We start from the raw sequence: 24,299 nt of genomic DNA, 5'->3' as shown, positions 1-24,299 counted from the left end.
ATAATTACTCCTTTCGAATAAAACAATATCTTTATTTATTCCCTAATACGCAATACCATCTTTTTTTAACGTATCTTTTGATGCTCATAGCGTACCATGCACCATATGTCAGTGTGAAATAGTTAGGGATTATCCAACAATAAGTGTCATTTATCCTAGCTCATTTACAGCTATGAATCGAAGTAAATTAAGACACGGCAACAGCTTAAAGAGTCTTTTACTATTAAAAACCACGGTGCAAAATAAAATTCACTTATGCTACCATAGCTATTTCTTATCCCGTAACCATGTAAAAAATGCTACAATACAGCTAAGTTAATACGAAAAAACATTTAAATAGAAAGGAGATTTATCATTGGAAATTCGCCAACTTGAATACTTCCTTATGGTCAATGAAACTCACAGTTTCACCAGAGCAGCTGAACGACTTTATGTATCGCAACCGGCTGTAACAAGTGCCATTAGAAGTTTGGAAGAAGAACTTGAAATACAACTTTTTGACCGTACGCAGAAACAAATCACACTAACCAGCGAAGGCCAGATTTTTTTACGCCATGTTCAAAAGGTAATGGAAGGTATTTCCAACACCTTAAATGAAATAGACGCTTTAAAATCTCTAAACGGCGGCACTTTAAAAATAGGACTGACTCCGTTAGCCGGCGTTAGTGCCACCACCTCACTGTTAAAAGAATTTACATCACAATATCCGCAAATCAAGTTAGTGTTTACCGAATCTCACAGCAATCTGCTTGAACAAGAGTTATTAATCGACGCAATCGATGTGGCTATTCTTTTTTCAGCACAAAACAATAATGCCTTAACCTACTTGCCATTACCGCGAGAAGAATTATACGTTATTTGTTCAAGGCAACATCATCTTCGGCGCAATAACTCAGTTCAATTAACAGACTTAGTTAATGAATCGCTAATCTTATTAGCTGCCGATTGCTTCTATCGACAGCAAATTATTCAAACTTTTGAAAAATCAAACACATTACCTCAAATCAATTTTGAGTTGAATCATATTGAAAGCATCAAACGTTTTGTAGCGTCTAATCTAGGAATTACCATTCTTCCCGGAAGCTTATGCGATACAGATACAGACTTAGTCACGATTCCGTTGGATCCGCCTTTATATCGTCAACCGGCCTTAGCCTACAAGACTAATCGTCATAATTCCAGAGCGGCGAATGCTTTCATCGAGCTACTTCAGAAAGGAGGTTCAACAGATGAATAGCCCACTTATTACAGCCGTCGGCAGCAGTCCGTTTATTGCCGAAGAAATTGCTATAATGTGTCAATCCATTTTAGGTTCTGACATTACCCTAAAAACTGCCACATCAAACTCTATAAATACTGTTTCTTCAAACACCTTGTATGTCTGTGCCGGTACACAATCAGAAAAACTGAATTCAATAATTCCGGCTAATCAATTATTTGTTTTTGATTTACGACCTACAACGCCTTTCTTCTTTGAAATCGCCAAAATTCCCGAAAACGAAAATATATACATTTTTAATAATCTTTTGCCTTACACTAAGCAATTACAAGAAGATTGTACAGAGATACTTTCCATATCACCGGATCGTTTCATTCCGATTGCTTATGAATCAATGCCCTTCGAAACCGTATGTCAACTGCTTCAACAAGCTAAATACATTATCGGGGTTGACCAATTTGTCGATACTAATGTCTTATTATCAGAGCAATTCAAACCGTATTTAAATAGCGATGTTATAATTATTGCCGGCAGCCGTACGCCGTCTATATCATCAGCCAGTCGTTTTCTCATCGGCTTCATCAACTACTATATAGAACAATTACAAGACGACCAAAATGCTGAGTCACTATCAATTAAGGAGTTAAATGCACTCTTATCCGAATTGCACCAAAGTATTGATCGAATAGTCACTAACCAATTTCGTCCGCTTGCAACACCAACTGCCAAAGAACCTGTTCACACTGACTTTAAACCGGATGATATCTTAACCGAATTAAAATCATTGCAAAATCAACTTCAAAAATTAACCCATTCAAATTGAGGTGTCTGACAAAACAACAAAAAGGCCGCAGTATTCATGGCTATAGCCACAGATACTGCGGTCTTTTATTTAGATTATCTAATTACCGAGCAAAAATTATATAATCTTATGAAACTATGCTAGGCTTATAAAATCGAGCGATAGATTTCTTCAATGTCAGCTTGCGATACATCGCGAGGGTTGCCTGGTGTACAAGCATCGTTTTTAGCCGATTCAGCCAAGAACGGAATGTCTTCTTCTTTAACACCGGCATCAAGCAAGCTCTTAGGAATTTCTACATCATCAGCTAATTTCTGGATAGCATCGATAGCTGCTTTCTGGTATTCTTCTTTGCTCATGCCATCAACGTTTTGAACGCCCATAGCTTTAGCAAGATCGCGATATTTTTCACCGGTTGCAGGTGCATTGAATTTCAATACAGCTGTAAGCATCATAGCACAAGCTTTACCATGCGGAATGTCATACAACGCGCTCAAAGGATGTGCCATGGAATGAACGATACCGAGGCCTACGTTAGAGAAGCCCATACCGGCAATGTACTGGCCAAGTGCCATAGCTTCGCGACCTTTAGGGTCGCCGGCTACTGCATCACGAAGGGAACGAGCTATAATTTCGATAGCTTTCAAATGAAGCATATCGGTCATTTCCCAAGCACCTTTAGTGATGAAACCTTCAACGGCATGAACCAAAGCATCCATACCGGTAGAAGCACATAAGCCTTTAGGCATGCCCATGGACATATCAGGGTCAACGATGGCTATGATTGGAATATCATGAGGGTCAACACATACGAATTTACGACGTTTTTCTACATCTGTAATTACGTAGTTGATCGTAACTTCGGCAGCCGTACCGGATGTAGTAGTTACCGCAATAATAGGTAAACATTTATGTTTAGTATCGGCTACGCCTTCAAGACTGCGAACATCGCTAAATTCAGGGTTTGTCATAATAATAGCAATCGCTTTACTGGTATCGATGGAACTGCCGCCGCCGATAGCAATAATACAATCAGCTTCTGCTTTTTTACAAGCTGCTACGCCGTCTTGCACGTTTTCAATTGTAGGGTTTGGCTTTAATTCGTCAAAAATTTCATAAGCTACACCGGCTTTATCCAATAAGTCGGTAACTTTAGTTGCTACACCAAACTTCATCAAGTCTTTATCGGTTGTAACCAATGCTTTTTTCAAATTGTTCGCTTTTAATTCGCCTACAATGTTGTTAATGGCACCGAATCCGAAATAAGATGTTTCGTTAAGAATCATACGATTAACCATTTGTGTTGCCTCCCAATCAATAGAAATTAGAGTTTTCAGGTCGAAAAATGCCTTGTTTATAGATTTCTATATTCAATTCCTGCCGGATTCATTTTTTATTTGGCACTACAACGTGCTGCAAGCAATGCGTCATAGTGCCTATATGAAACCCTTACAATAGGTCACATAACAAAATAATTATTTTTTGTTGCGCCATAAAGCATCAGCTACCGGAGCTAATTTTTCTTTTTCGGCGTCAGTTAAAACTTGAATAGGTGTACGGCAAGTTTCTTCCATAGGACCGCCTAATTCTTTAAGAGCCCATTTCATAACAGGATTGAATGGTACATGAACTTCATAGAATGCGAAGTAAGCATCGATTTTGCGTTGCAATTCTTTCAAAGCGCTCAAATCTTCAGCGTCCAAAGATTTAATTACATTCGCACACATCTGAGGATCGATATTGGATAAAGCACCGATACAGCCGTCACCACCGGAGATTACGGATGGAATACAGTTGTTATCATAGCCTGTGTAAATTTTGAAGTCAGGGAATTTAGGTTTTAAGAACTGAATGTAACGTTGAGTATGACGCAATACAGGATGAGTATCTTTAACGCCTACCAAGTTATCATGCTTTTCACGAAGGCGAAGCAACGTTTCGGCGGAAACGTCAAAACCTGTGCGATCGCCGTAGTTATATAAGTACACCGGACCATTAATAGCGCTCAAAATTTCATCATAGTATGCAAACGCATCTTCCTGATTACAAGCACTGTAGTATGGACCAACGATAATAACCGCATCAGCACCGGCTGCCAATACTTCATTCGAAAGTTTAATGGTTTCGGCTTTTACCATACGACCGGTACCGGCAATTACTTCCCAACGACCTTTACCGTATTTAATAGCGTCCAAGATAAGTTCTTTGATTTCATCATAGGAGAACGCATAGAATTCACCGGCACTGCCACCGGTCAAAACACCGTTAATACCGGCTTCGATCAATTGATCATAGAATTTGTGCATATGTTCATAGTTAACAGTTTCGTCTGCATTCAAGGATGTTAAAATTGGGCTGATATACTTCGCTTTCATAATTTATTCCTCCTATTTCTTGTTTAAATCATATACCATTTCCATGTCGGCCCACCATTCATGTTTCTGAGCCCCATCTATACGTGTTTGACAAGGATCGGTTTCACGCCACCAACGTTGTGTTTCAGGGTCGTTAGCCATCTTGCCCATATCGTATTCGAAATCATCTCCTTCATAGACCATGATTGAAAACAACAAGTCGTCACGATTGAATATCTGATAGTGCGTAATACCGCATTCACGAATCATTTTATTAACACTGGCGAACGGATCCGCATGTAAAGCTTTATAATATTCCGCTTTTTCGGGGCGAAGTTTAATAACGCTGGCAAATACTTGCGGCTTGTTCAATTTATATAATTTTTTGGCATTTTTTGAAAAAATATCAAGATCATCTTGGAAGTATTCACGTACCGAATTTAAATGATCGGTAAAGTTTGAATACAATTCCACAACCGGGAAGTTAGATGCATAGATTAAACGACTATGATCAAATGTACCGGAAATAAAGTCTAATAAGTTTTTGACAAATACCGGATCTTCGGTTGCATAACCGGATAATTTACAATATACATTCGGCAAAGATGCCAATTTAGTCATGGCCTCTTTATATTCCGGAGTTAATTCCGTCACATTACCGCAATGGTTAATAACTAATTTCAAGTCGGGAACCTGAGCGGCCGCCTGGTAAATGTCGATTAATTCATCAACACGGTTACAGCTTTCAAAAATCAGACCTTTGTCAGCCAATACTTCGAGACCTTCGATGAAACTACGTTCCAAGCAACGTCCACGCGGTGAGCTGTCGATATGAAGCGGCTCACGCACGCCTACGATACCGGCCGGCAAACGCACATGACCGCACAGATGACGGGCCCGCATAATTTTTGCCAAAATCTTAGGACTGTTCAATTTGAAGATAAATTCATCTTCTTTAATGGCGTCATCGCAGTCCACTTCAATATAGATCCCACCTTTAAAGTCTACGCCGGCTTTAGCGTATTCTTTAACGAGATCATCCATAGAAAAGCTTTGTTGAATAACCCCTTTGCAGGAATTCAACCAAGGTAAATGCAATACATCCAAATCCCATATATGTAAATGGGAATCTACAATTTCCAACATATTACTGTCTCCTTTGACATAAGACCTTTTAATATATGTCTTATTGATTTTCAGCCGTATAAGAGGATTGCCGACATATCGCCGGCAATCCTTGTCAGCATATAATCAGTCTTTAGCTACACCTTTCAAGCCATACCAAGCTACATATAAGAAGCAAGGCAATAATAGTAAGAAGCTTGGACCGGTACCCCAGTGGTCGGCTACATTGCCCATGAAGAACGGCATGAACGCACCGCCTACGATACTCATAATTAACAAGCTGGCTGCTTTTTTAACTAAGTTATTAGGAATTTTCACAACAGACAATGCGAAGATTGTTGGGAAACTGATAGACATGAAGAAGAAGGATAACCAGAGAACGATAACGGCCGGTAAATTATGTACAAACTGTAACACAATCATAATCCCTGCATTGATTAAGGAATAGGTAGCCAAGATTACATTACTTTTAACCTTTTTCATAATAGGAGTCGTTACGATACGACCTACTAAGAAAGCCACCAACGCAATACTGAAGAAATAAGCAGCTTCATGGTCGGCCAAACCTTGCCAGTGTTCTACGGAGTAGTTAATGAAGAATGCACCGGCCCCTACTTGAGCTGCAACGTATAATAATTGAGCAATTACACCTAAGCTGAAGTGACGATATTTGAGTAAGTCGCCATAAGAACCGCTGCCTTCATCAGCCACAGCATCACCGGTAGTATCGCTGACTTCAGAGCCTTCCGGCATGCGTGTCATAACGAAAACAGCCAATACAGCAAGTACTACAACAGCAATCCCTACATATACCATCTGTACATTGGCCATATTTTTATCAATATCACCATGAGATAAGGATAAGAATAAAGCACCACCAACGATTGGCCCCAAGAACTGGCCTACGCCGTTGAAGCTTTGCGCCATGTTAATACGGAAGGCCGCATCTTCGTCACTACCTAATTTGGTAATGTACGGGTTAGCATTTGTTTCCAAACTGCCGAGACCGCAGGCAATGATAAAGAAGGCTAATAAGAATAAGTTAAAGCTTTGTTCATTACTGGCCGGGATGATAAGCAACGCGCCTAATGCATATAAGGCCAGACCCATAATGATACCGCCTTTGTAGCCGAATTTGGTGGCTACCATAGAGGCCGGAATTGCGATTACGAAGTAACCGCCGAAATACGCTGCTTGCAATAAACCGGATACGGCTTTGGTAACGCCCAAGTGGTTTTGGAAGTTTTTATTCATAACATCCAAGAGACCGTAACTGAAGCCCCAGAGGAAGAATAATGATGTTACTAACCAAAAAGCGATTTTAATATTTCTGCTGGTAACAAGCTTACCTGTTTGATTCATATACGGTACCTCCTCTTAGCTCAACGCGCGGTCAAGATGAACATAGCCGCCATCAACGAATAACCATTGACCGGTTGTATGCGAGGATTTAGGCGATAATACGAAAACAGCTGTGTCAGCAATTTCTTCAATTGTTGTGAAACGACGTTCCAACGGAATTTTATCGGTAATAACTTTTTTACGAGCTTCCGGATCATCAAATGTTTTAATCCAGTTAGCGTATAGAGGAGTCCAGCATTCGCTGACTACTACGCAGTTGCTGCGTACACCGTCATCCAATAAAGCGGCTGCCCATTCACGAGTAAGGCCCAAGATAGCACCTTTAGCGGCTGCATAAGCACTTGTTTTACCCTGACCGGTTAAGGCTGTTTTGGATGTGATGTTCAAAATAGAACCTTTGGATTTACGTAAGTAATCAACTGATGCATGTACCAATTCATAATAATGAGTCAAGTTGCCATGAATACTCTTTTCAAATTCTTGCCAGGATGTAGTGTCGAGATCTTTGTTGTCGTTGGCACCGGCATTATTTACGATACCGTAAATACCGCCGCGACGAGCTGCTACATCATCAACGATACCTTTAATTTTGTCAGTATCGTTCAAGTCAATCTGAATGAATTCATAGTTAGTTGTGATGCTTTCCATATCTTTTTTAAATTCGTCGGTAATCGGCGAACGAGAAAGAATAACAGGAATCGCACCTTCACGTGCTAATGAAAGAGAAATACCACTACCGATGCCTTTACCGCCACCGGTTACAAATACAACCTTGTCCTTTAATTGCAAATCCATGATACATACCTCCAATTTTAATTAACACTCTATACACCTATAATCCTATAAACCACCTAAGTCTCCTATCAATCTCCGGACTTAATGTTTATATTCGTTTGGATTATATGCTGCAAGACTGCATCAGCCTGCCAGTCATACTGTCAGCGTTACCGATTTATACGGTAGTTGCCAAGCGCCAAATTGAAAAGTCATTCTGTTCATTCTGTTCTGCTTTGGTTAATTTTCCGTCAGCTGCCTCAACGATAGCATCAACAATTTCATAACCAACTTCTTTAATTGTCTTCGTACCTTCTACTACCGTACCTGCATTTAAATCGATAGCGTCATTCATGTTGTTGAAAGTGAAGGTATTGGATGATACTTTGATAGTCGGAGCAATCGGGCTGCCTGTCGGTGTGCCGCGTCCGGTTGTAAATACACAAACATTGCAACCGCCGGCTACCATACCGCTCAATTGTTCAATATCATTACCCGGTGTATTCATAAAGGTTAACCCTTTATCGGTAATCGGTTTAGCGTAATCTTTTACGGCTACTACCGGACTGTTACCGGCTTTATAAATACAACCCAGTGATTTTTCTTCAATACTGCTGAGACCGCCTTCTATGTTCCCCGGACTCGGATTGGCACCGCGGATATCGGCATTGGAATCAATAACTACTTGTTCAAAGCCTTTAATGGTACTCATAATTTCTTTACTTACTTTTTCATTGATACCACGTTTGGCTAAAATATGTTCAGCCCCGATAAGTTCGGTAGTTTCTGCCAAAATCACGGCACCGCCGTGACTTACTACGATATCGGAAGCTACGCCGAGAGCCGGATTGGCACTCAAACCAGAGAAGCTGTCACTGCCGCCGCATTCCGTACCGAGCACTACGTCAGCCAACGTACCTTCCGTACGTTCTTCTTTGAGTGCTTCAGCCAACATATTTTTAACAATGTCCATACCGCGACGAATACTCTTTTCGGTCCCACCGCAAGCTTGGATGTTGAAAAACTCTACTTTCTTATACGGTGCCCGAGCTTTAATTTCTTCCGCTACCGTATGTGCCTGTACAACTTCGCAACCAAGCCCTACTACCAACACACCATATACGTTTGGATTAGCTGCGGTTCCCACAATAACGTCTTTTGTCTGATCCGCATCATAGGATAACTCACTGCAACCGTGTTGATGGTTTACGTATACGACTTTGGTATCATCACGTCGTTCCACATCGCTGTACATAACGCCATTCGCAATGCGTTCTACCACTTTATTCGAACAATGAACACTTGGAATTACCAAAATATGATTTCGGAAACCAAAGCTGCCGTCACTGCGACGATAGCCGGTCAATTTATAACTTTCACGACCTGTTTCTACATTAGTCTTGCGTTCTACATCTTGATCGATATCACGAACTTCCGAATCCAAATCACCGCGGCCGCGTTCGCCTTCAATATTATGAACATGTACCCATTGACCGGGTTCAATGTCTACTTCGGCTACACCGATATGGGAATCATATTTAATAACCGGTTTACCTTTGGCAATACGTTCGGTAGCAAATTTATGTCCTTTAGGAATCGGTTCTTTAATTACTACGTCGAGAACTTTGTCACCCACTTCTAACGGCTCAATGGCTGTTGCCACATTATCAATAGAGCCTACATGAATACCTTTCATCTCCTGCACCTCCACAAAGCACTTGTTTTACCGTTTTAGCCCTATACTGCCGAGCGGCTAAATTAAAATATATTAACTTCTTCAACACTGTCTCAAAATTTTCCGCTGCTATTCTTATATGCGAACGAAAGACCATAAATTTAAATCAACACGCAATCATGTAAGACTTGCCAAAATGTTTCGTATATACAAATACAAATATCATTTACGTACTATTTATGTTCTTATCTTATACTTATCATACGCAAAAGTCAATATAATTCGTATATACGCAATAACTATTTATCATACTGACAATAATCAAAGATACTAAATTTCATTTTTCATATTAATGTATGCATATACGAACAATTATGTTACAATATATTTACAGGTTTACAATTATACTACCGCAACCTAATACGTTGTCTTAAAATATATGCTTTTCTAGAAAGGTGGCGCTTTATATGCCTTCATCCAATTCAATTCAACGAGATGCGCTAAATACCGACACAGCACCATCTCCCACACAACATAAACCGACCCTGCGTGTCATAAAAACTCTGGAAGCGGTGGCCGCCAGCAACGGGCTTACACTCTCTCAGATTGCTGCGCGCCTGGAGTGCCCCAAAAGCACCTTGACCCCTATTTTAAAAACATTAGTCGAAAATAATTATTTGCTCTGTGAAGAAGATACGTTAATTTACACGATTGGCAAACAGGCTTTTATCATAGGCAATACCTACCAACACAACAGTGACCTCCTCACCCTGATCAAAGATCAAATGGAAGTTATGTCCTCCCTATGTAAAGAGACCATTCATCTGGGTGTGTTGGAAGGCAATCAGATTATGTATCTTCAAAAAGTAAACAGCCCTAAACCGTTACAGTTAATTTCCTCTGTGGGGAAACGGTTGCCGGCCTATGCCACAGCCTTGGGCAAAGCCCTTTTATTCGACCACAGTTTAGATGAACTGCGCGAACTGTTCCCTAATTCTTTGCCGCCTTTAACAGAAAAAACCATTCCCACAGTAGATGCCTTGTATCAGGATATTCACAAAGACCCTAACGGTGAGTTTACCTATGAAGAAGAAGAAATCACCAAATATGCGCGATGCATTGCCATGCCACTGCGCGTAAACAACAATATCGCAGCCGCACTAAGTATCAGCTTCATCATTTTCGACGCTTCGCCGGAACACATTTCCAACATTAAATATATTTTGCGACGTTTCGGCACCGTCATCAAAAAGCTCATGGAAACCAAGAATTTCCAATATTAATTTCAGCTGTGGCAAACAAAAAAGCCGACTGCCGGACTCGAGAAGTACCCTCGGCTTGCAGTCAGCTGAAAATTACTTATAAAAAAGCCCGCCTTGATCAAATTAACATCAAGACGGGCTTTTTGTTTTACATACTTTTTATTATCTGTCACACAAAAGCTTCAGCATCGACTACCTGTTCTTCAGCTATCTCGGTCGCCGTTTCAGCCAAGCTTTTCACAGTTAAATATAAATACGCGGAACACGTTCCGAGAAATCGCAGAAAATTTCATACGGGATAGTCCCTACCAAGGTAGCAAGTTCAAGCACGGTAATACTTTCATCACCTTGTGTACCGATTAAAACTACTTCATCACCGGGATGAACCGGTACCCCTTCCGGCATAGCCACCATTAATTGGTCCATACAAACACGGCCTACAATAGGACAACGGCGACCGTGAATGAGCACACTGCCGCGATTCGACAAGCTGCGCGGATAGCCATCGGCATAACCAACCGGTACGGTCGCCACCGTAGTCAAACGGTCAGTTGTATAAGTGCCGCCGTAACCGATGCGTTCACCGGCTTTTAAATGTTGGACATGAACGACTTTGCTGTACATGCTGAGAGCCGGACGCAAGCCTAAACGATTCGGCACTTCCAAAGAAGGCATGATACCGTATTGAATAATGCCCGGGCGTGCATCTGTAAATAAACTGTCCTTAACCGACAATAAGCCGGCACTGTTAGCCAAAGAAAAGCGGAATGGTTCGGATCGATGAGCGCGAATCATTTCCACCATATTACGGAACATGGCCGTTTGTTGATGAGCGCTGGTTTTATCGGCCGCATCAGCGCTGGCCATATGCGAAAAGAAACCGTCTACGTGCAAATGCGGATAGGATTCCACTTGTTGCATGAAATCGAGTGCTCTATCCGGATGAATCCCGATACGGTGCATGCCTGTATCAACGGCGATACAACATTCAATAATCGTCTCGTGACGAGCGGCACAAGCCTCCAAAGCCGCCAAATCGGTCGACTCACATATAGCCGGGCGCGAATTTCCTTCCACAATCAAATCAAAGGACTGCGGCAAAGTAATCCCCAGGAGATAAATCGGTACCATGATACCGGCTGCACGTAACGGTAAAGCTTCTTCCGGGAACGCTACCGCCAGCGATTCATACCCTTCTTCCACGGCAATACGGCCTACCATGACACTGCCATGACCATAGCCATTAGCTTTAATTACCGCCGTACTGGTGCTCCATTCCGGTAAACTGTCTTTGATACGACGTAAATTTTCACGAATTATGGCCGTATCGATTTCTATATGGGTCGGTCTCATAAGTTAAATTCCTCCTAAGCGATAACCGATAGCTTGGTTCCCGCATAAGACATAATATTACATACACCTTAACTGTAAAAAATATAATAAACTATAGTTACGTTTTATTATACGCTAAAATTCTATAAAATCTACCCAATATTATACACCCGCACATGACAGAACACAAAAACGCCCGAAGTCATATAAATCAAGGATCTGAAATATTTGACTCCGGACATTTATAACCTGGTATAAAAGAGCTTCTAAAAATACGTAACTTGCGGTTAGCGTAACACAGCACAATATTCTTTATAAACAGCCTGTGCCGCTTCCACCGAGATAATTTCAAATTGAATCATTTCACCCGGCCCCATTTGTGCCAAAATCGGTAAATCAGGGGTTATAACGGTAGCAATCTTAGTATAACCGCCCGTTGTTTGTCGATCTGCCATAAGAATAATCGGCTGGCCGTCCGCCGGCACTTGAATAGAACCGAACACGGCCCCATCGGAAATAATATCGGCCCCGTTCACATGATCTAACTTTGCCCCCGCCAGGCGATAGCCCATTCTGTCGGATGAGGCCGTAATTTCATAAGGAGCACTCGTCAAGATATTATAACTGTCTGCAGTAAAGCGGTCAGCCTGTGGCCCCAACACGAGTCGAATCGACTGTTTAGTCCGTCGCGCCATCGGCGTTTCATAGCCGGCCGGCACAGTATACCCCGGAATTACCGCACGGTTTAGCCCGCAGGCACGAACTCGTTCATCCCCCAACACCAAAACATGGCCTTTTTGCAATCGTTCACCGCCGTAACCGCCTAATTTTGATTTTACATGCGTTGCCACACTGCCATTTATAACAGGCACATCAAAACCGCCACGCACGGCGATGTACATGCGCACACCACTCATACTGAAACTGCTTGAAACTACATCCCCCGACTGCAAACGAACAGCCTCATTCATAGCCACCGGCACATCATTGACGGCCGGAGCCATCAAAGCCCCCGTAAAGGCGACTACACAAGGCTCTTTGACCGTAAAGGTCGGTCCCATAACGGTACATTCCAAAGCGCCAAGATTTTGCGGATTGCCTACCAAACGCTGTCCCAATTCATAACTTTCAAGATCCATCGCACCGGCTACAGGCATACCATATTGCTGACAGCCGGCCCGACCGCCGTCTTGAATAGTGGTAAAAAAACCCCGGTTGCTCAATTTGCCAAAAAGCAATCGGCGATACGTCGCCATGAGGCTCACCGATTAAATGAAAGGCGTGAGTAGCCCCGTTTTTATTCAATGTATTAACGTCCATGGAGCTCACTCTCCTTGCAATAAAACGACTTCACTTCATAACTCGCCAAATTATTTTTAATACGTAAAAATTCATCTTCAGAAACCGGCACATAACGAACATAATCGCCGGCCTCTAATAAAGTAGGTTTAGCACTGTTGCCATCATATAACCGCACCGGCGTCCGGCCGATAATTTGCCAGCCGCCCGGCGAGTCCGAAGGATACATGCCGGTCTGAGCACCGGCGATACCAACGGATCCGGCCGGAATCAAGGTACGCGGTGTCGTAAGACGCGGTGTGGCAATTCGTTCATCCATCCCGCCGAGATACGTAAAGCCCGGAATAAATCCCAACATATATACCAAATAGTCGGTACCGCTGTGAATCTGTATAACTTCATCCGCCGTAAGGCCCGCATGTTCGGCTACGAATTCCATATCCATGCCATACTCGCCACCATAAACGGTTGGAATTTCTACCACGCGTACCGTACCGGCTTCCGTCGTATGTCCCACATCTTCAGCCGCTTGAGTAATCATTTCACAAATATCCGCATATGATTTTTGAAGCGGATCATATATTACAAGTATAGAACTGTAAGTCGGCACCATTTCTTCAATGGTTTGCCCCACTTCAGATTGTAATGCCTGCACCGTATGCCGAATGCGCCGATTAATCGCCGGATCGATAGTATCTCCAAATACCGCCGTTACTGCTTTATCACCAACGGGCGCAAAGTGCAAAGTTGCCTGTCCGGGTGTCAAAATGGCCACCTCCTAATCACTGTGACTTAAGTTTCTTTTAAAAATCTTATTAAATCAGTTTTAAAATGCCCTGCAAGAAAATAAAACCGATGTAGGCTGCAATAATAACTACGGCCCAGCCGCTCCATAATAAGATTGGCGAATGCTTGTATTCACCGATAATATCTTTGCGTTTAGCCGCAATGAGCATAACCGCCAACGTTACCGGTAAAATAAGACCGTTTAAAGAACCTACCACAATGAGAAGCATAGCCGGTTTGCCGATGAGCACCAGAATGATAGCCGATGCAATAATGAAGCCGATAATCCAAAGATTTTCATATTGTCCGATCGGTTTGAACAGTGTTTTTAAAAATGATACCGATGTATAGGCGGCACCCACTACCGAAGTAATAGCGGCGCAGAAGAATACCAAACCGAAAATGCGGTAACCCTCATCACCGGCGACAAAGCAAAATGCGGCCGCAGCCGGATTGCTTGCATCCAACGTGTAACCCTGCATAACAACACCCAACACAGCTAAGAAGAACAGTACGCGCACCAAGGTAGTCACACCCATACCGAGGGTAGCAGAACGACGTACTTACGATAAATTTTCTTCGCCCACGATACCGGCATCAATCAAACGATGCCCGCCGGAGAAGGTAATGTAACCGCCAACGGTACCGCCCAAGAGCGTAATTGTAGCGAGCCATTCATATTTTAACGGCAATACACTGTGTTTTAACGCCGTACCTACCGGCGGTGCCGATGCAATGGTGACATAACCGATTAATAAGAGCATTAAAATCCCCAAGTATTGCGTCACTGCATCCATTGCCTTGGTTGCCTTATGAGAGACAAACACGATAACGCCCAAAACTGCCGATAACACGGCCGCTACATTCGTATCCAATCCAAACATTACATTGATGCCGAGAGCCGCCCCGCCTATATTACCGATATTAAAGGCCAAACCGCCTAACACTACAAGGAAGGCTACAAAATAACCGAGCCCCGGCAACACGCGGTTTGCAATATCCTGACCGCGCAATTTAGAAACCGCAATAATCGTCCACACGTTAAGCTGGGCAATATACGATAAAATAACAGATGCCAAAATAACAAAAGCGAAGTCCGCCCTAAACTGATCTGTAAACGCTGCGGTCTGCGTCATAAAACCGGGACCGATAGCGGATGTAGCCATCAAAAAGGCGGCCCCGATTAAAACGGATAAGCTTTTTTTATTATCATCAACTCGCTTCATAGAAACCCTCCCTTAAATACCATGTCATGAAATCATAAATTATTCAATCAACCGATAAAATTAGCCACGGTTAAACCGGCTTTTTCGAGACCTTCGCGAAGTTCTTTGGTAAATGATACCGCTTCGGGATTATCACCGTGCACGCAGATGGAATCAGCAACAATCGGAATTGTTTCGCCCGTATTGGCTACCACGGTACCTTCTTTAACCATTTGTAAAATACGTGCCAGTGCTTCTTGCAGATCTTTGACAAAAGCCCCCGGTTCACTGCGTGGTACCAATGTACCTTTAGCCGTATAGCCGCGATCGGCAAATACTTCCTGAATAACCGGAATATTTCGTTCTTTCGCCAATTGAACCATAACGCTGCCGCTGAGAGCCATAATGGCAATGCCGTCGCCCAAAGCTTCAATACCGTCCAAAACAGCTGTAGCCAATTTAGGATCTACACAGGCCGTATTGTAAAAAGCACCGTGTAATTTAACATGTTGTAACGGTACACCTGCCTCTTTACAAAATGCCTGCAAAGCCCCCACCTGGTAGAGCATATACGCTTTAGCTTCAGCCGGCGTAACCGTCATTTTACGACGACCGAACCCCATTAAATCGGGATATCCCGGATGAGCACCTACCGCTACACCCTTGGCTTTACAAAGAGCCACTGTTTTAGCCATAATCAGCGGATCACCCGCATGCCACCCACAAGCCACATTGGCACTGGTTACATGAGATAATACAGCCTCATCCATACCTAAGGTATACGCACCGAAACTTTCTCCCAAATCACTGTTCATATCCACGCGCATTATAATCGCTCCTTTCCAAATACCTTCGCTTTTTTCATTCCTATACGCTATAGCCCTATCACTAACCCCTTTTATTTCTATAGAATATAATTTAAATAAATTATAGCACTATTTAACATTTATGCAATTCAAAACTACAAAATATTTTTTCACGCCTCCTTTATTCTTAATTGATTGGTATTTTTTGATTTAAGATCAAAAACAATTAAGATTACCGTCAGTATTAACACATTGAAATTATCTCTGTTCACCGCCCAAAAACGTCATTTAAATTCAAAGTTTTCATGAGTTCCGTCCATAGTAGACAATCACTTCACAAATAAAACATACATAAACAATCCAAATTTCTTATACAATAAAAAACTATTTATATGATCCTATGAGTAACCCCTAACGACAAAGTAAATCGAAGTTATTCTCATTAATTATTAATTTTACAAAACTTTTACAGAGGGACATAAAAAACTTTACACAGCTTGGTTATACTGTGTATACAAACTAAATTGGTAAATACGTCCATTTCTACTAGGAGGCAATTGAATCATGAACTTCAAACGTAAGGCATTTACAGCAATGGCAGTAGCAAGCATGTTAACTCTCGGTTTACTTGGTTGTGGCAACGACAGCTCTGCCCCTGCTAATTCTCAAGCTTTAAAAGGAACCATCACTTCTTCCGGTTCTTCCGCTTTACTTCCATTGGCAAAAGATGCTGCGGCTGAATTCAAAAAGAAAAACCCTGATGTATCCATCGTATTAAACGGTGGCGGTTCCGGTACCGGCTTGAAACAAGTTTCCGATGGCACAGTTAACATTGGTAACTCCGACGTTCCTGCTGAAACTAAATTATCCAAAGAAAAAGCAGCTGAACTCGTTGACCACAAAGTAGCAATCGTAACTGTAGCAACTGTAGCTAACAAAGATGTTGCTAAAGCTGTTCCAAACTTAACAAAACAACAATTGATCGACATCTTCACCGGCAAAATCACTAACTGGAAAGAAGTTGGCGGTCCTGACCAGAACGTAGTATTGGTAACTCGTCCTACTACTTCCGGTACACGTGCTCTCTTCTCTGAATTCGCTCTTGACAAAAACCAGGAAGCATCCAACAAATCTTTAGAAACTGATGACTCCGGTGCATTAATTCAGAGTATCGCCAACACTCCTGGCGCTATCGGTTATGTGGCTCTTCCTTACTTGTTGAATAATTCCAGCGTAACTGCTATCTCCATCGACGGTGTGGCTCCTACCCTCGAAAACAGCTACAACGGAACTTACAAAGTATGGGGCTTCGAACACATGTACACTAAAGGTCAGCCTGATGCTCTTCAGAAAGCATACTTAAACTTCATCATGTCTGATGAATATGGTAAAAAATTGGAAGCTCAAGGCTACGGTGTAGCATCCAAAGTTAAACAATAAACAGGGGTAATAATAGATGAACATTGAAAGCACTTTACGCGCCGATAGAATATGGCGTAACGTTATCAGAGGCGCAGGTCTCTTCCTACTGATTATTACAGCAGCGATTGGGATCTTCCTCCTCTATCGTGGTACCGGTACATTCACTATCTACGGGCACAGTCTTTCAGAATTCCTATTCTCAACCCAGTGGCAGCCCGCCGACACTCTTGCCGGCGGCGGTCACGTTGGAGCCGGCATTTATATTGTCGGCTCTCTTATTACCTGTGCTCTCGCCTTGTTAATGGCAACGCCTGTAAGTATTGCGTTAGCCATCTACATGGCAGAAATTACACCTAGCGTCGGACGTCGTTTCTGGCAACCGGTGATTGAAATTTTTGTAGGAATTCCTTCAATCATCTATGGTTGGCTAGGTCTTACCATCTTGGTACCTTTCCTTCAAAAGTACACTACTGCTAACAGCGGTTTCTCCGTATTGGCAGCTTCCATCGTACTTGCAATCATGATTTTCCCAACGATTACATCCGTAACCATGAACGCCATCAACAGTGTGCCAAAAACATACCGTCAAGGTGCTTACGGCTTGGGTGCTACCCGCTGGGAAGTAATTTACAAAATCGTTTTACCGGTAGCAAAACACGGCATCTTAGCCGGCGTTGTACTAGGTTTGGCTCGTGCCTTCGGTGAAGCCTTGGCCGTAGCTATGGTAATCGGTAAAATGAAAGCCTTCCCTAAATCCTTATTGGATCCTACCGTTAACTTAACCAGTGCGATTGCAGCGGATATGGGCGGTACAATGGAAGGCAGTGAATACAATATGGCCTTATGGACCATGGCGTTATTCTTATTCGTAATTTCCTTAGTATTCATTTTACTTATTCGCTACATAACATCTAAAGGAGGCAACCTAAGTGAAAGCAAGTAAAGCCATTCCGGCCCCTCGTCGACGGGCTTTATCTACCGACCGTTTGGTTACACTGGGTCTGCATATCCTGGCAGGGGCAACCTTGTTATTGTTAATTGGCTTTGTAGGCCAAATCGCATGGAGTGCCTTGAGCGATTTCAAACCGGAACTCTTAGCATTCTCTCCTACCGGTATCGGTAACCAATTCTTTAATACGATTTATCTCGTATTCTTAGCATTACTTATCAGTATTCCGCTCGGCATCGGTGCCGGTATCTACATGGCGGAATATGCAACTAAAGGTAAAGCTCAAAAGATTATGCGTATCTCCATTGAAACCTTATCTTCTTTACCATCCATCGTTCTCGGCTTGTTCGGTTATTTGGTGTTCATCATCATGACCAACTCCCAGTGGAACTTATTCGCCGGTGCGTTAACGGTATCTATCTTAACCTTACCGCTTATCGCCACAATTACCGAAGACGCTTTACGCGCCTTACCGGCATCCTATGCTAAAGGTAGTTACGGTTTAGGAGCTACCAAATGGCAAACCATCAGCCGCGTATTAATTCCGGCCGCATTCCCGGCTATTATTACAGGCATTATCTTGGCAGCCGGCCGTGTATTCGGTGAAGCCGCTGCCCTTATGTTTACTGCCGGTATGAGTACTGACATCAACTGGTCCAGCACGGACATTACGTCCCCTACCAATGCATTCAACCCATTCCGTTCCGGTGAAACATTATCTCTTCAAATTTGGGCGTCCCGCAGTGAATCCTTAGATCCAAATGCAAGTGCCATGGCCAACTTAAGTGCCCTCGTACTTTTAGCCCTCGTTTTCACATTCAGTATCGGTGCTCGTGCCTTGAGCCGTCACCTTAATCGTAAAAACCTAGGAGACAACAAATAATGGAAATTTCTGAAGTAGCAATGCCAAATCAGCAAGTGTTGGTAAATGCCGGTGCTAAAGCTGTAGCCGATCAAGCGGTAGGCAACGCTTTTACAGTAGAAAACCTCGACTTCTACTATGGCACCTTCCATGCCTTAAAAAATATCAACATGAACATTAAGAAGAATGAAATTACTGCATTAATCGGACCTTCCGGTTGCGGTAAATCTACCTTCTTACGTATCTTAAACCGCATGAACGACCTCGAAGGTGACGTTACCGTTAAAGGTAAAATCCTTCTTGAAGGTGAAGATATTTACGCCGACATGGAACCTATCGTTCTTCGTCACCGCGTAGGCATGGTTTTCCAGCAGCCTAACCCATTCCCACAGAGCCTTTATGACAACGTAGCCTTTGGCCCGCGTTTACAAGGCATCACCAAAGCAAGCGAACTCGACGAAATCGTTGAAAAAAGCTTGACTCAAGCTTCCTTATGGAACGAAGTTAAAGACCGCTTACACAAAAGTGCCATCAGCTTATCCGGTGGTCAACAGCAGCGTCTTTGCATCGCCCGTACCTTGGCAACTCGCCCTGACGTAATCCTCATGGACGAACCTACCAGTGCGCTCGATCCTATCTCCACTGCTAAAATCGAAGAATTAGCGTTAGAGTTAAAAGAAGACTACACAATTGTTATTGTTACTCACAATATGCAACAAGCTGCTCGTATTTCTGATAAAACCGCTTTCTTCTTAATGGGAGATTTGGTAGAATATAATAAAACAAAGACTATATTTACCGAACCAACACAGCCAAAAACGGCTGACTACATTAACGGTCGCTTCGGTTGATAACAGGAAACTCCCCGGAACGAACTCAATGCAGTTCGTTCCTTTTTTTCTATCAGAATAAGGAGATAGCTATGAAACAAACCCACCCTTTAATTTATTGTGTAGAAGATGAAGACAGCATTCGCGGACTTATCTCCTATGTGTTAAACGGGCAGGGCTTTGAGGTCGGCACCTTCGAGTCAAGCGGTCCCTTCTGGGCCGCCCTGGAAGAACGCCGGCCTCAACTTGTCTTGCTCGACATCATGCTGGAAGGTGAAGACGGTTTATCAATCCTCAATAAGCTTCGTGAAAAACCAACGACCCAAGATTTGCCTATTATCATGATTACCGCTAAAACCTCCGAAATTGATGTCGTGCAAGGCCTGGACGGCGGTGCCGATGACTATATTACCAAGCCATTCGGCGTCGTTGAACTTGTTTCCCGTATTAAGGCTCTATTGCGACGTACTCGTCCGACAACACCACCTAAGAAATCCGTACTTACTTGTGATGATCTGATACTCGACAAAGACAGTCGCATCGTCACCCTTGACGGTCAACCTATCGCCTTGACGCTCAAAGAATATGAACTTTTGCTCTACTTCATGGAAAATACGGGCATTGCCCTCTCCCGTGAACGTATTATGGAAGTTGTTTGGGGCTTCTCCTACGAAGGCGAGTCCCGTACCGTTGACATGCATGTAGTTACCTTAAGACAGCATTTAGGCCATGCAGGCCGCCATCTTAAGACTGTTCGCGGCATCGGATATCGTTGGGAGGCCACCATATGAGACAAAAGTTTTTCCGTGCCCTGTTCGGTTTGGGCATGCTGAGTCTCGTAGTCAGCACCGTTATCCTCAGTTACTTGTTCTACAATAACTGGAAACATGATTTTCGCACCGTACTCTATACGGAAGGCCGAATTATTGCGTCTACGGGTACATTAACACCGGACCGATTAGAAGCCATTGCCCAATCTACCAATAATACGTTACGTATTACTTGGATTTCCTACGAAGGCAAAGTTTTATTTGACTCCGTACATGATGCCGACACGATGGATAATCACCTGCAAAGACCGGAAATAGCACAAGCCGTTCTCCACGGCGAAGGCAGTGATATTCGTGACTCATCTACAATCCATGCCATAAGCTATTATGAAGCCATACGTCTGCCGGATAATACCATTCTGCGCGTATCACGTAACGGTTCCACCGTTTACAAGGTCATCTTAGATGCGGCACCTGGCCTCTTCTTGCTCTTTGCGGCTATGTCCGGCGGTTGTTATCTCTTAGCCCGTCGGTGGACTGCCGATGCCATCTATCCGATTGAAGAGATCGTAAAAGCGTGGACCTCTCACGGAGACACCAAACCGGTTATAGACGAGGCCTATAATGAAATCACACCGCTTTTATCCAGGCTTTCTTTTCAAAAAAATGAACTGGAAGCCATGATTTTGCGTTTACAGGCCGAAAAAAATACCCTCCGGTCTATTATGGAAGAAATGGACGAAGGGCTCTTATTGGCCGAATTAGACGGCACAATCATTACATATAATGAACACTTAAAAGAATTTTTGAATGCTAAAAGTGAATTACACGGTGAATCGCTGTTATTGCTCTCTGACGACGTAGAATGGCGTAAACAGGTAATCAATGCCATGCGCAAGCATCAAGGCGGCGAATATCTATTGCACCAGGATAATCAGCATTTTCATATCGTGTTCCACATCACGGAAGACGATCGTTACAAAGGCCGTTTGCTTGTTATTATCTCCGATATTACGCAGAGCTATTTAGAACAACAGCGACGTCATGAGTTTACCTCTAATGTATCACATGAATTAAAAACACCGCTTACTACCATCAGCGGTTATGCGGAAATTCTTGCCAAAGGAATGTATCCGAACAAAGATGAAGCAACCGTTCTCGGCGGCCACATTCACACGGCAGCTCTCCATATGCAGGAACTTATCGATACTATTTTGAAACTCTCCCGCATTGAAGACGAAGGATCTGAAGTTCTTTTTGAAAAAACCTCAATCCGATCCGTTATCAATTCAGCTTGGCAGCAATTAGCTACTAAAAGGCAGGGTCGCAATATCACTTTGGCCATGACCGGCGAAAGCCCGACCTTATTTCTCTCGCCTAAATTGATTGAAGAAGTATTCATCAATCTCTTTGACAATGCTATTAAATTCAGCCAAAACTCGGATAATCACATTACCGTTAATATTTGTCCTAAAGAAGGCTTTACCGTAGTCAGCGTAACCGACGAAGGCATCGGTATTCCTAAAGACAAACAAGCTCGTATCTTTGAACGTTTCTATCAGGCCGATCCGAGCCGTAACAGCAAGCGTGAAGGCAGCGGACTCGGTCTTGCCCTCGTAAAACATATTATGGAAATTCACAGTGGTTCTGTAGCTGTCAAGAGTGAACCGGGTGAAGGTACTACCTTCATTCTTCGTTTTAAAAACTCCGAAAGCTGATAAATCGTTAATTATTACTGATTTATTTCCCGTTAAATTTATATAGACGCCAATATTAAGTAACTTAATGTTGGCGTCTATATTCAATTTTTAGCTAATTAGAAGTGATTTTCAACTTCATTTTTCGAGTATGCCCTATTATCATATACCCCGTTAAATCAAGTCCAATTATGCAAAATTAATACTATAGAATTTTAAATCAACATGATTTTTCTTTATTTCAATTATGCAATTATGATATGATTAATATACAGAGACACATAATTAAAGGGGGTCGTTATTATGTATGAAAATTTAGCAGCATTACAACCGGTTATCTTAGCGGGTCACAACAGCTCTCGCATGGGTTATAACAAAGTATTCGCCAAATTCGGCGATCAAACATTGATTGAAACAATTTACACTATGTTAGCTTTCTCTTTCGAAAAGGACCCTATTATTGTAACCGATAATAAGACCCTGTTCGATAAATTCGAACCGTTACACGACGCCACAGTTGTTGAAGATAAATATCCGGGTCACAATACCTTAGGTGCCGTGGCTACAGCATTTGAAGCTACCGATGCGGAAAACCTCTTTGTTATCGGCGTTGATATGCCGTTCTTATCCCTCGTAGTTTTGGATCGTATGGTTCAAAGCCAAGGGGTGGCTCAAGTTGTTGTGCCAATGCTTAACGGCAAGGATATTTGCTTACACGCTATTTATAATCGCCAGTTATTGCCGATTATGAAAGAAAAAATTGCAGCCGGCGAAAAATTGCTTCATTCCTTCTACAAAGCAGTGCCTCTGTTACAATTACCGTTGAAGGAAAACACTTTAGAAGCCGATATTTTCATCGACATCAATACGCCGGAAGATTTGGAATATGCGCAAGAATATTTCCACAAAATGCACGAAATCGATACAGACAAAGTATTGGTACATCATCCGCACAAATAATAATAAATAAGTTAAAGCCCATAATACGATGTGCAAAATATCGTATTATGGGCTTTTTAATTATTAACTTCATATTTCAGTATTTTTTTGCATTTATTCTATTATGGCAGATTCCGATGTGCATTCTCCCCTAACATCCTATTATTGGAGTATATGATATAATCTTAATAATACTTTTACACAATAGAAAAACCATTAAACATAATATTTATATAAAGGGAGTTTACTATGAAAATTTATGAAGTCACAGAACGTCCGGAAGATCTCATAAAACGACTATTAACTGTTTGGGAAGCTTCAGTTCGAGCTACCCACCTCTTTCTGTCCGGCGAGGAAATCTTAACAATCAAAAACTATGTACCCGAAGCTTTAACCGGTATTCCCCACTTAATCGTAGCCGAAGATGATACGCAACAGACTATCGCCTTCATGGGTATTGCCGAGCAAACATTAGAAATGCTGTTTATCGCACCGGACATGAACGGCCATGGTCTTGGCAAGCAATTGATTCAATACGGTATCAGAACCTATGGAATTAACCATGTCGCCGTTAATGAGCAAAATCCGAAGGCTAAGGGCTTTTACGAACACATGGGATTTAGTGTTTATAAACGAACTGAACTTGATGAGCAGGGCAATCCGTATCCGTTACTATATATGCAATTAAAAAAATAGCAGATTCAACCGACTCGCTTACCGGTTAAACCTGCTATGATATTAACATTATGATTAAACTACGTAAAAGTGTCATTTACAACAAATTAATCATGATTTTGCGCCACGCCCTGCATACCCGATTGTATAAACT

23 protein-coding genes are annotated in these 24,299 nt (G+C 42.5%); 11 read left to right on the top strand and 12 right to left on the bottom strand.

Annotation, left to right across the window (positions count from 1 at the left end):
- The first annotated feature begins 355 nt into the window (after positions 1 to 355).
- Together EO126_RS00960 and EO126_RS00955 are read left to right on the top strand one after the other, a co-directional pair.
- Positions 356 to 1,237, top strand: a complete 882-nt coding sequence (locus tag EO126_RS00960) for a LysR family transcriptional regulator (protein ID WP_006555546.1) — start codon at positions 356 to 358, stop codon at positions 1,235 to 1,237.
- Complete coding sequence (locus tag EO126_RS00955) at positions 1,230 to 2,042, top strand: hypothetical protein (RefSeq protein WP_006555545.1); 813 nt, start codon at positions 1,230 to 1,232, stop codon at positions 2,040 to 2,042. Before EO126_RS00960 ends, EO126_RS00955 begins: the two co-directional genes overlap by 8 nt.
- 125 nt (positions 2,043 to 2,167) lie before the next feature.
- On the opposite strand, the gene fucO is transcribed toward EO126_RS00955, so the two are convergent.
- From fucO to EO126_RS00925, 6 genes are all read right to left on the bottom strand, one after another.
- On the bottom strand, positions 2,168 to 3,319 hold the full coding sequence (gene fucO, locus EO126_RS00950) for a lactaldehyde reductase (protein ID WP_127007039.1): 1,152 nt from the start codon (positions 3,317 to 3,319) through the stop codon (positions 2,168 to 2,170).
- A gap of 177 nt (positions 3,320 to 3,496) precedes the next feature.
- Entirely contained in the window at positions 3,497 to 4,396 is a 900-nt protein-coding gene (locus EO126_RS00945; protein WP_006555543.1) for a dihydrodipicolinate synthase family protein, read from the bottom strand.
- 12 nt (positions 4,397 to 4,408) lie between these two features.
- Positions 4,409 to 5,521 carry an L-rhamnose mutarotase gene (locus tag EO126_RS00940; RefSeq protein WP_006555542.1) on the bottom strand — a complete coding sequence of 371 codons (1,113 nt, stop codon included), beginning with the start codon at positions 5,519 to 5,521 and terminating at the stop codon, positions 4,409 to 4,411.
- 105 nt (positions 5,522 to 5,626) lie between these two features.
- Positions 5,627 to 6,862 carry an MFS transporter gene (locus tag EO126_RS00935; RefSeq protein ID WP_006555541.1) on the bottom strand — a complete coding sequence of 412 codons (1,236 nt, stop codon included), beginning with the start codon at positions 6,860 to 6,862 and terminating at the stop codon, positions 5,627 to 5,629.
- 15 nt (positions 6,863 to 6,877) lie between these two features.
- Positions 6,878 to 7,657: an SDR family oxidoreductase gene (locus EO126_RS00930; protein ID WP_006555540.1), complete on the bottom strand. Its 780-nt coding sequence runs from the start codon at positions 7,655 to 7,657 to the stop codon at positions 6,878 to 6,880.
- A 157-nt stretch (positions 7,658 to 7,814) separates the two neighbouring features.
- Complete coding sequence (locus EO126_RS00925) at positions 7,815 to 9,332, bottom strand: UxaA family hydrolase (protein ID WP_127007037.1); 1,518 nt, start codon at positions 9,330 to 9,332, stop codon at positions 7,815 to 7,817.
- 446 nt (positions 9,333 to 9,778) lie between these two features.
- On the opposite strand from EO126_RS00925, the gene EO126_RS00920 reads away from it, so the two are divergent.
- A complete protein-coding gene (locus EO126_RS00920) occupies positions 9,779 to 10,594 on the top strand; it encodes an IclR family transcriptional regulator (protein ID WP_127007035.1) in 816 nt (271 codons plus the stop codon).
- A gap of 222 nt (positions 10,595 to 10,816) precedes the next feature.
- Here EO126_RS00920 and alr read toward each other — a convergent pair whose 3' ends face one another.
- The 6 genes from alr to EO126_RS00895 form a co-directional block, all read right to left on the bottom strand.
- Positions 10,817 to 11,926, bottom strand: a complete 1,110-nt coding sequence (gene alr, locus EO126_RS00915) for an alanine racemase (RefSeq protein ID WP_006555537.1) — start codon at positions 11,924 to 11,926, stop codon at positions 10,817 to 10,819.
- A gap of 266 nt (positions 11,927 to 12,192) precedes the next feature.
- Positions 12,193 to 13,161, bottom strand: coding sequence for a 5-oxoprolinase subunit C family protein (locus EO126_RS00910; RefSeq protein WP_127007033.1), 969 nt, complete (start codon positions 13,159 to 13,161; stop codon positions 12,193 to 12,195).
- A gap of 53 nt (positions 13,162 to 13,214) precedes the next feature.
- Positions 13,215 to 13,970, bottom strand: coding sequence for a 5-oxoprolinase subunit PxpB (gene pxpB, locus EO126_RS00905; RefSeq protein WP_006555535.1), 756 nt, complete (start codon positions 13,968 to 13,970; stop codon positions 13,215 to 13,217).
- A 49-nt stretch (positions 13,971 to 14,019) separates the two neighbouring features.
- Positions 14,020 to 14,514 (bottom strand): divalent metal cation transporter, encoded by a 495-nt coding sequence (locus tag EO126_RS10885; RefSeq protein WP_231160785.1) that lies wholly within the window; start codon positions 14,512 to 14,514, stop codon positions 14,020 to 14,022.
- A 39-nt stretch (positions 14,515 to 14,553) separates the two neighbouring features.
- The gene (locus EO126_RS10880) at positions 14,554 to 15,216 is read right to left on the bottom strand and encodes an NRAMP family divalent metal transporter (protein WP_225723615.1); all 663 of its coding nucleotides are present in this window, start codon (positions 15,214 to 15,216) and stop codon (positions 14,554 to 14,556) included.
- A gap of 47 nt (positions 15,217 to 15,263) precedes the next feature.
- The gene (locus EO126_RS00895; RefSeq protein ID WP_006555531.1) at positions 15,264 to 16,022 is read right to left on the bottom strand and encodes a LamB/YcsF family protein; all 759 of its coding nucleotides are present in this window, start codon (positions 16,020 to 16,022) and stop codon (positions 15,264 to 15,266) included.
- 543 nt (positions 16,023 to 16,565) lie between these two features.
- Here EO126_RS00895 and EO126_RS00890 point away from each other — a divergent pair.
- The 8 genes from EO126_RS00890 (at position 16,566) to EO126_RS00855 (ending at position 24,166) form a co-directional block, all read left to right on the top strand.
- The gene (locus tag EO126_RS00890; protein WP_127007029.1) at positions 16,566 to 17,441 is read left to right on the top strand and encodes a phosphate ABC transporter substrate-binding protein; all 876 of its coding nucleotides are present in this window, start codon (positions 16,566 to 16,568) and stop codon (positions 17,439 to 17,441) included.
- A 16-nt stretch (positions 17,442 to 17,457) separates the two neighbouring features.
- Positions 17,458 to 18,366 carry a phosphate ABC transporter permease subunit PstC gene (gene pstC / locus EO126_RS00885; protein WP_006555529.1) on the top strand — a complete coding sequence of 303 codons (909 nt, stop codon included), beginning with the start codon at positions 17,458 to 17,460 and terminating at the stop codon, positions 18,364 to 18,366.
- Positions 18,353 to 19,255, top strand: coding sequence for a phosphate ABC transporter permease PstA (gene pstA / locus EO126_RS00880; protein ID WP_006555528.1), 903 nt, complete (start codon positions 18,353 to 18,355; stop codon positions 19,253 to 19,255). Before pstC ends, pstA begins: the two co-directional genes overlap by 14 nt.
- A complete protein-coding gene (gene pstB, locus EO126_RS00875) occupies positions 19,255 to 20,085 on the top strand; it encodes a phosphate ABC transporter ATP-binding protein PstB (RefSeq protein ID WP_006555527.1) in 831 nt (276 codons plus the stop codon). Before pstA ends, pstB begins: the two co-directional genes overlap by 1 nt.
- A gap of 71 nt (positions 20,086 to 20,156) precedes the next feature.
- A complete protein-coding gene (locus EO126_RS00870) occupies positions 20,157 to 20,855 on the top strand; it encodes a response regulator (RefSeq protein ID WP_006555526.1) in 699 nt (232 codons plus the stop codon).
- Positions 20,852 to 22,552 (top strand): sensor histidine kinase, encoded by a 1,701-nt coding sequence (locus EO126_RS00865; RefSeq protein WP_006555525.1) that lies wholly within the window; start codon positions 20,852 to 20,854, stop codon positions 22,550 to 22,552. Before EO126_RS00870 ends, EO126_RS00865 begins: the two co-directional genes overlap by 4 nt.
- A gap of 282 nt (positions 22,553 to 22,834) precedes the next feature.
- Complete coding sequence (gene mobA, locus EO126_RS00860; protein WP_127007027.1) at positions 22,835 to 23,491, top strand: molybdenum cofactor guanylyltransferase; 657 nt, start codon at positions 22,835 to 22,837, stop codon at positions 23,489 to 23,491.
- A gap of 228 nt (positions 23,492 to 23,719) precedes the next feature.
- Positions 23,720 to 24,166, top strand: a complete 447-nt coding sequence (locus EO126_RS00855; protein WP_127007025.1) for a GNAT family N-acetyltransferase — start codon at positions 23,720 to 23,722, stop codon at positions 24,164 to 24,166.
- The last annotated feature ends 133 nt before the right edge of the window (positions 24,167 to 24,299 follow it).

The organism is Veillonella seminalis (genome assembly GCF_003992065.1).
Classification (GTDB): Bacteria; Bacillota; Negativicutes; order Veillonellales; family Veillonellaceae; genus Veillonella_A; species Veillonella_A seminalis.
This window is presented reverse-complemented; position numbering and strand designations above follow the sequence as displayed.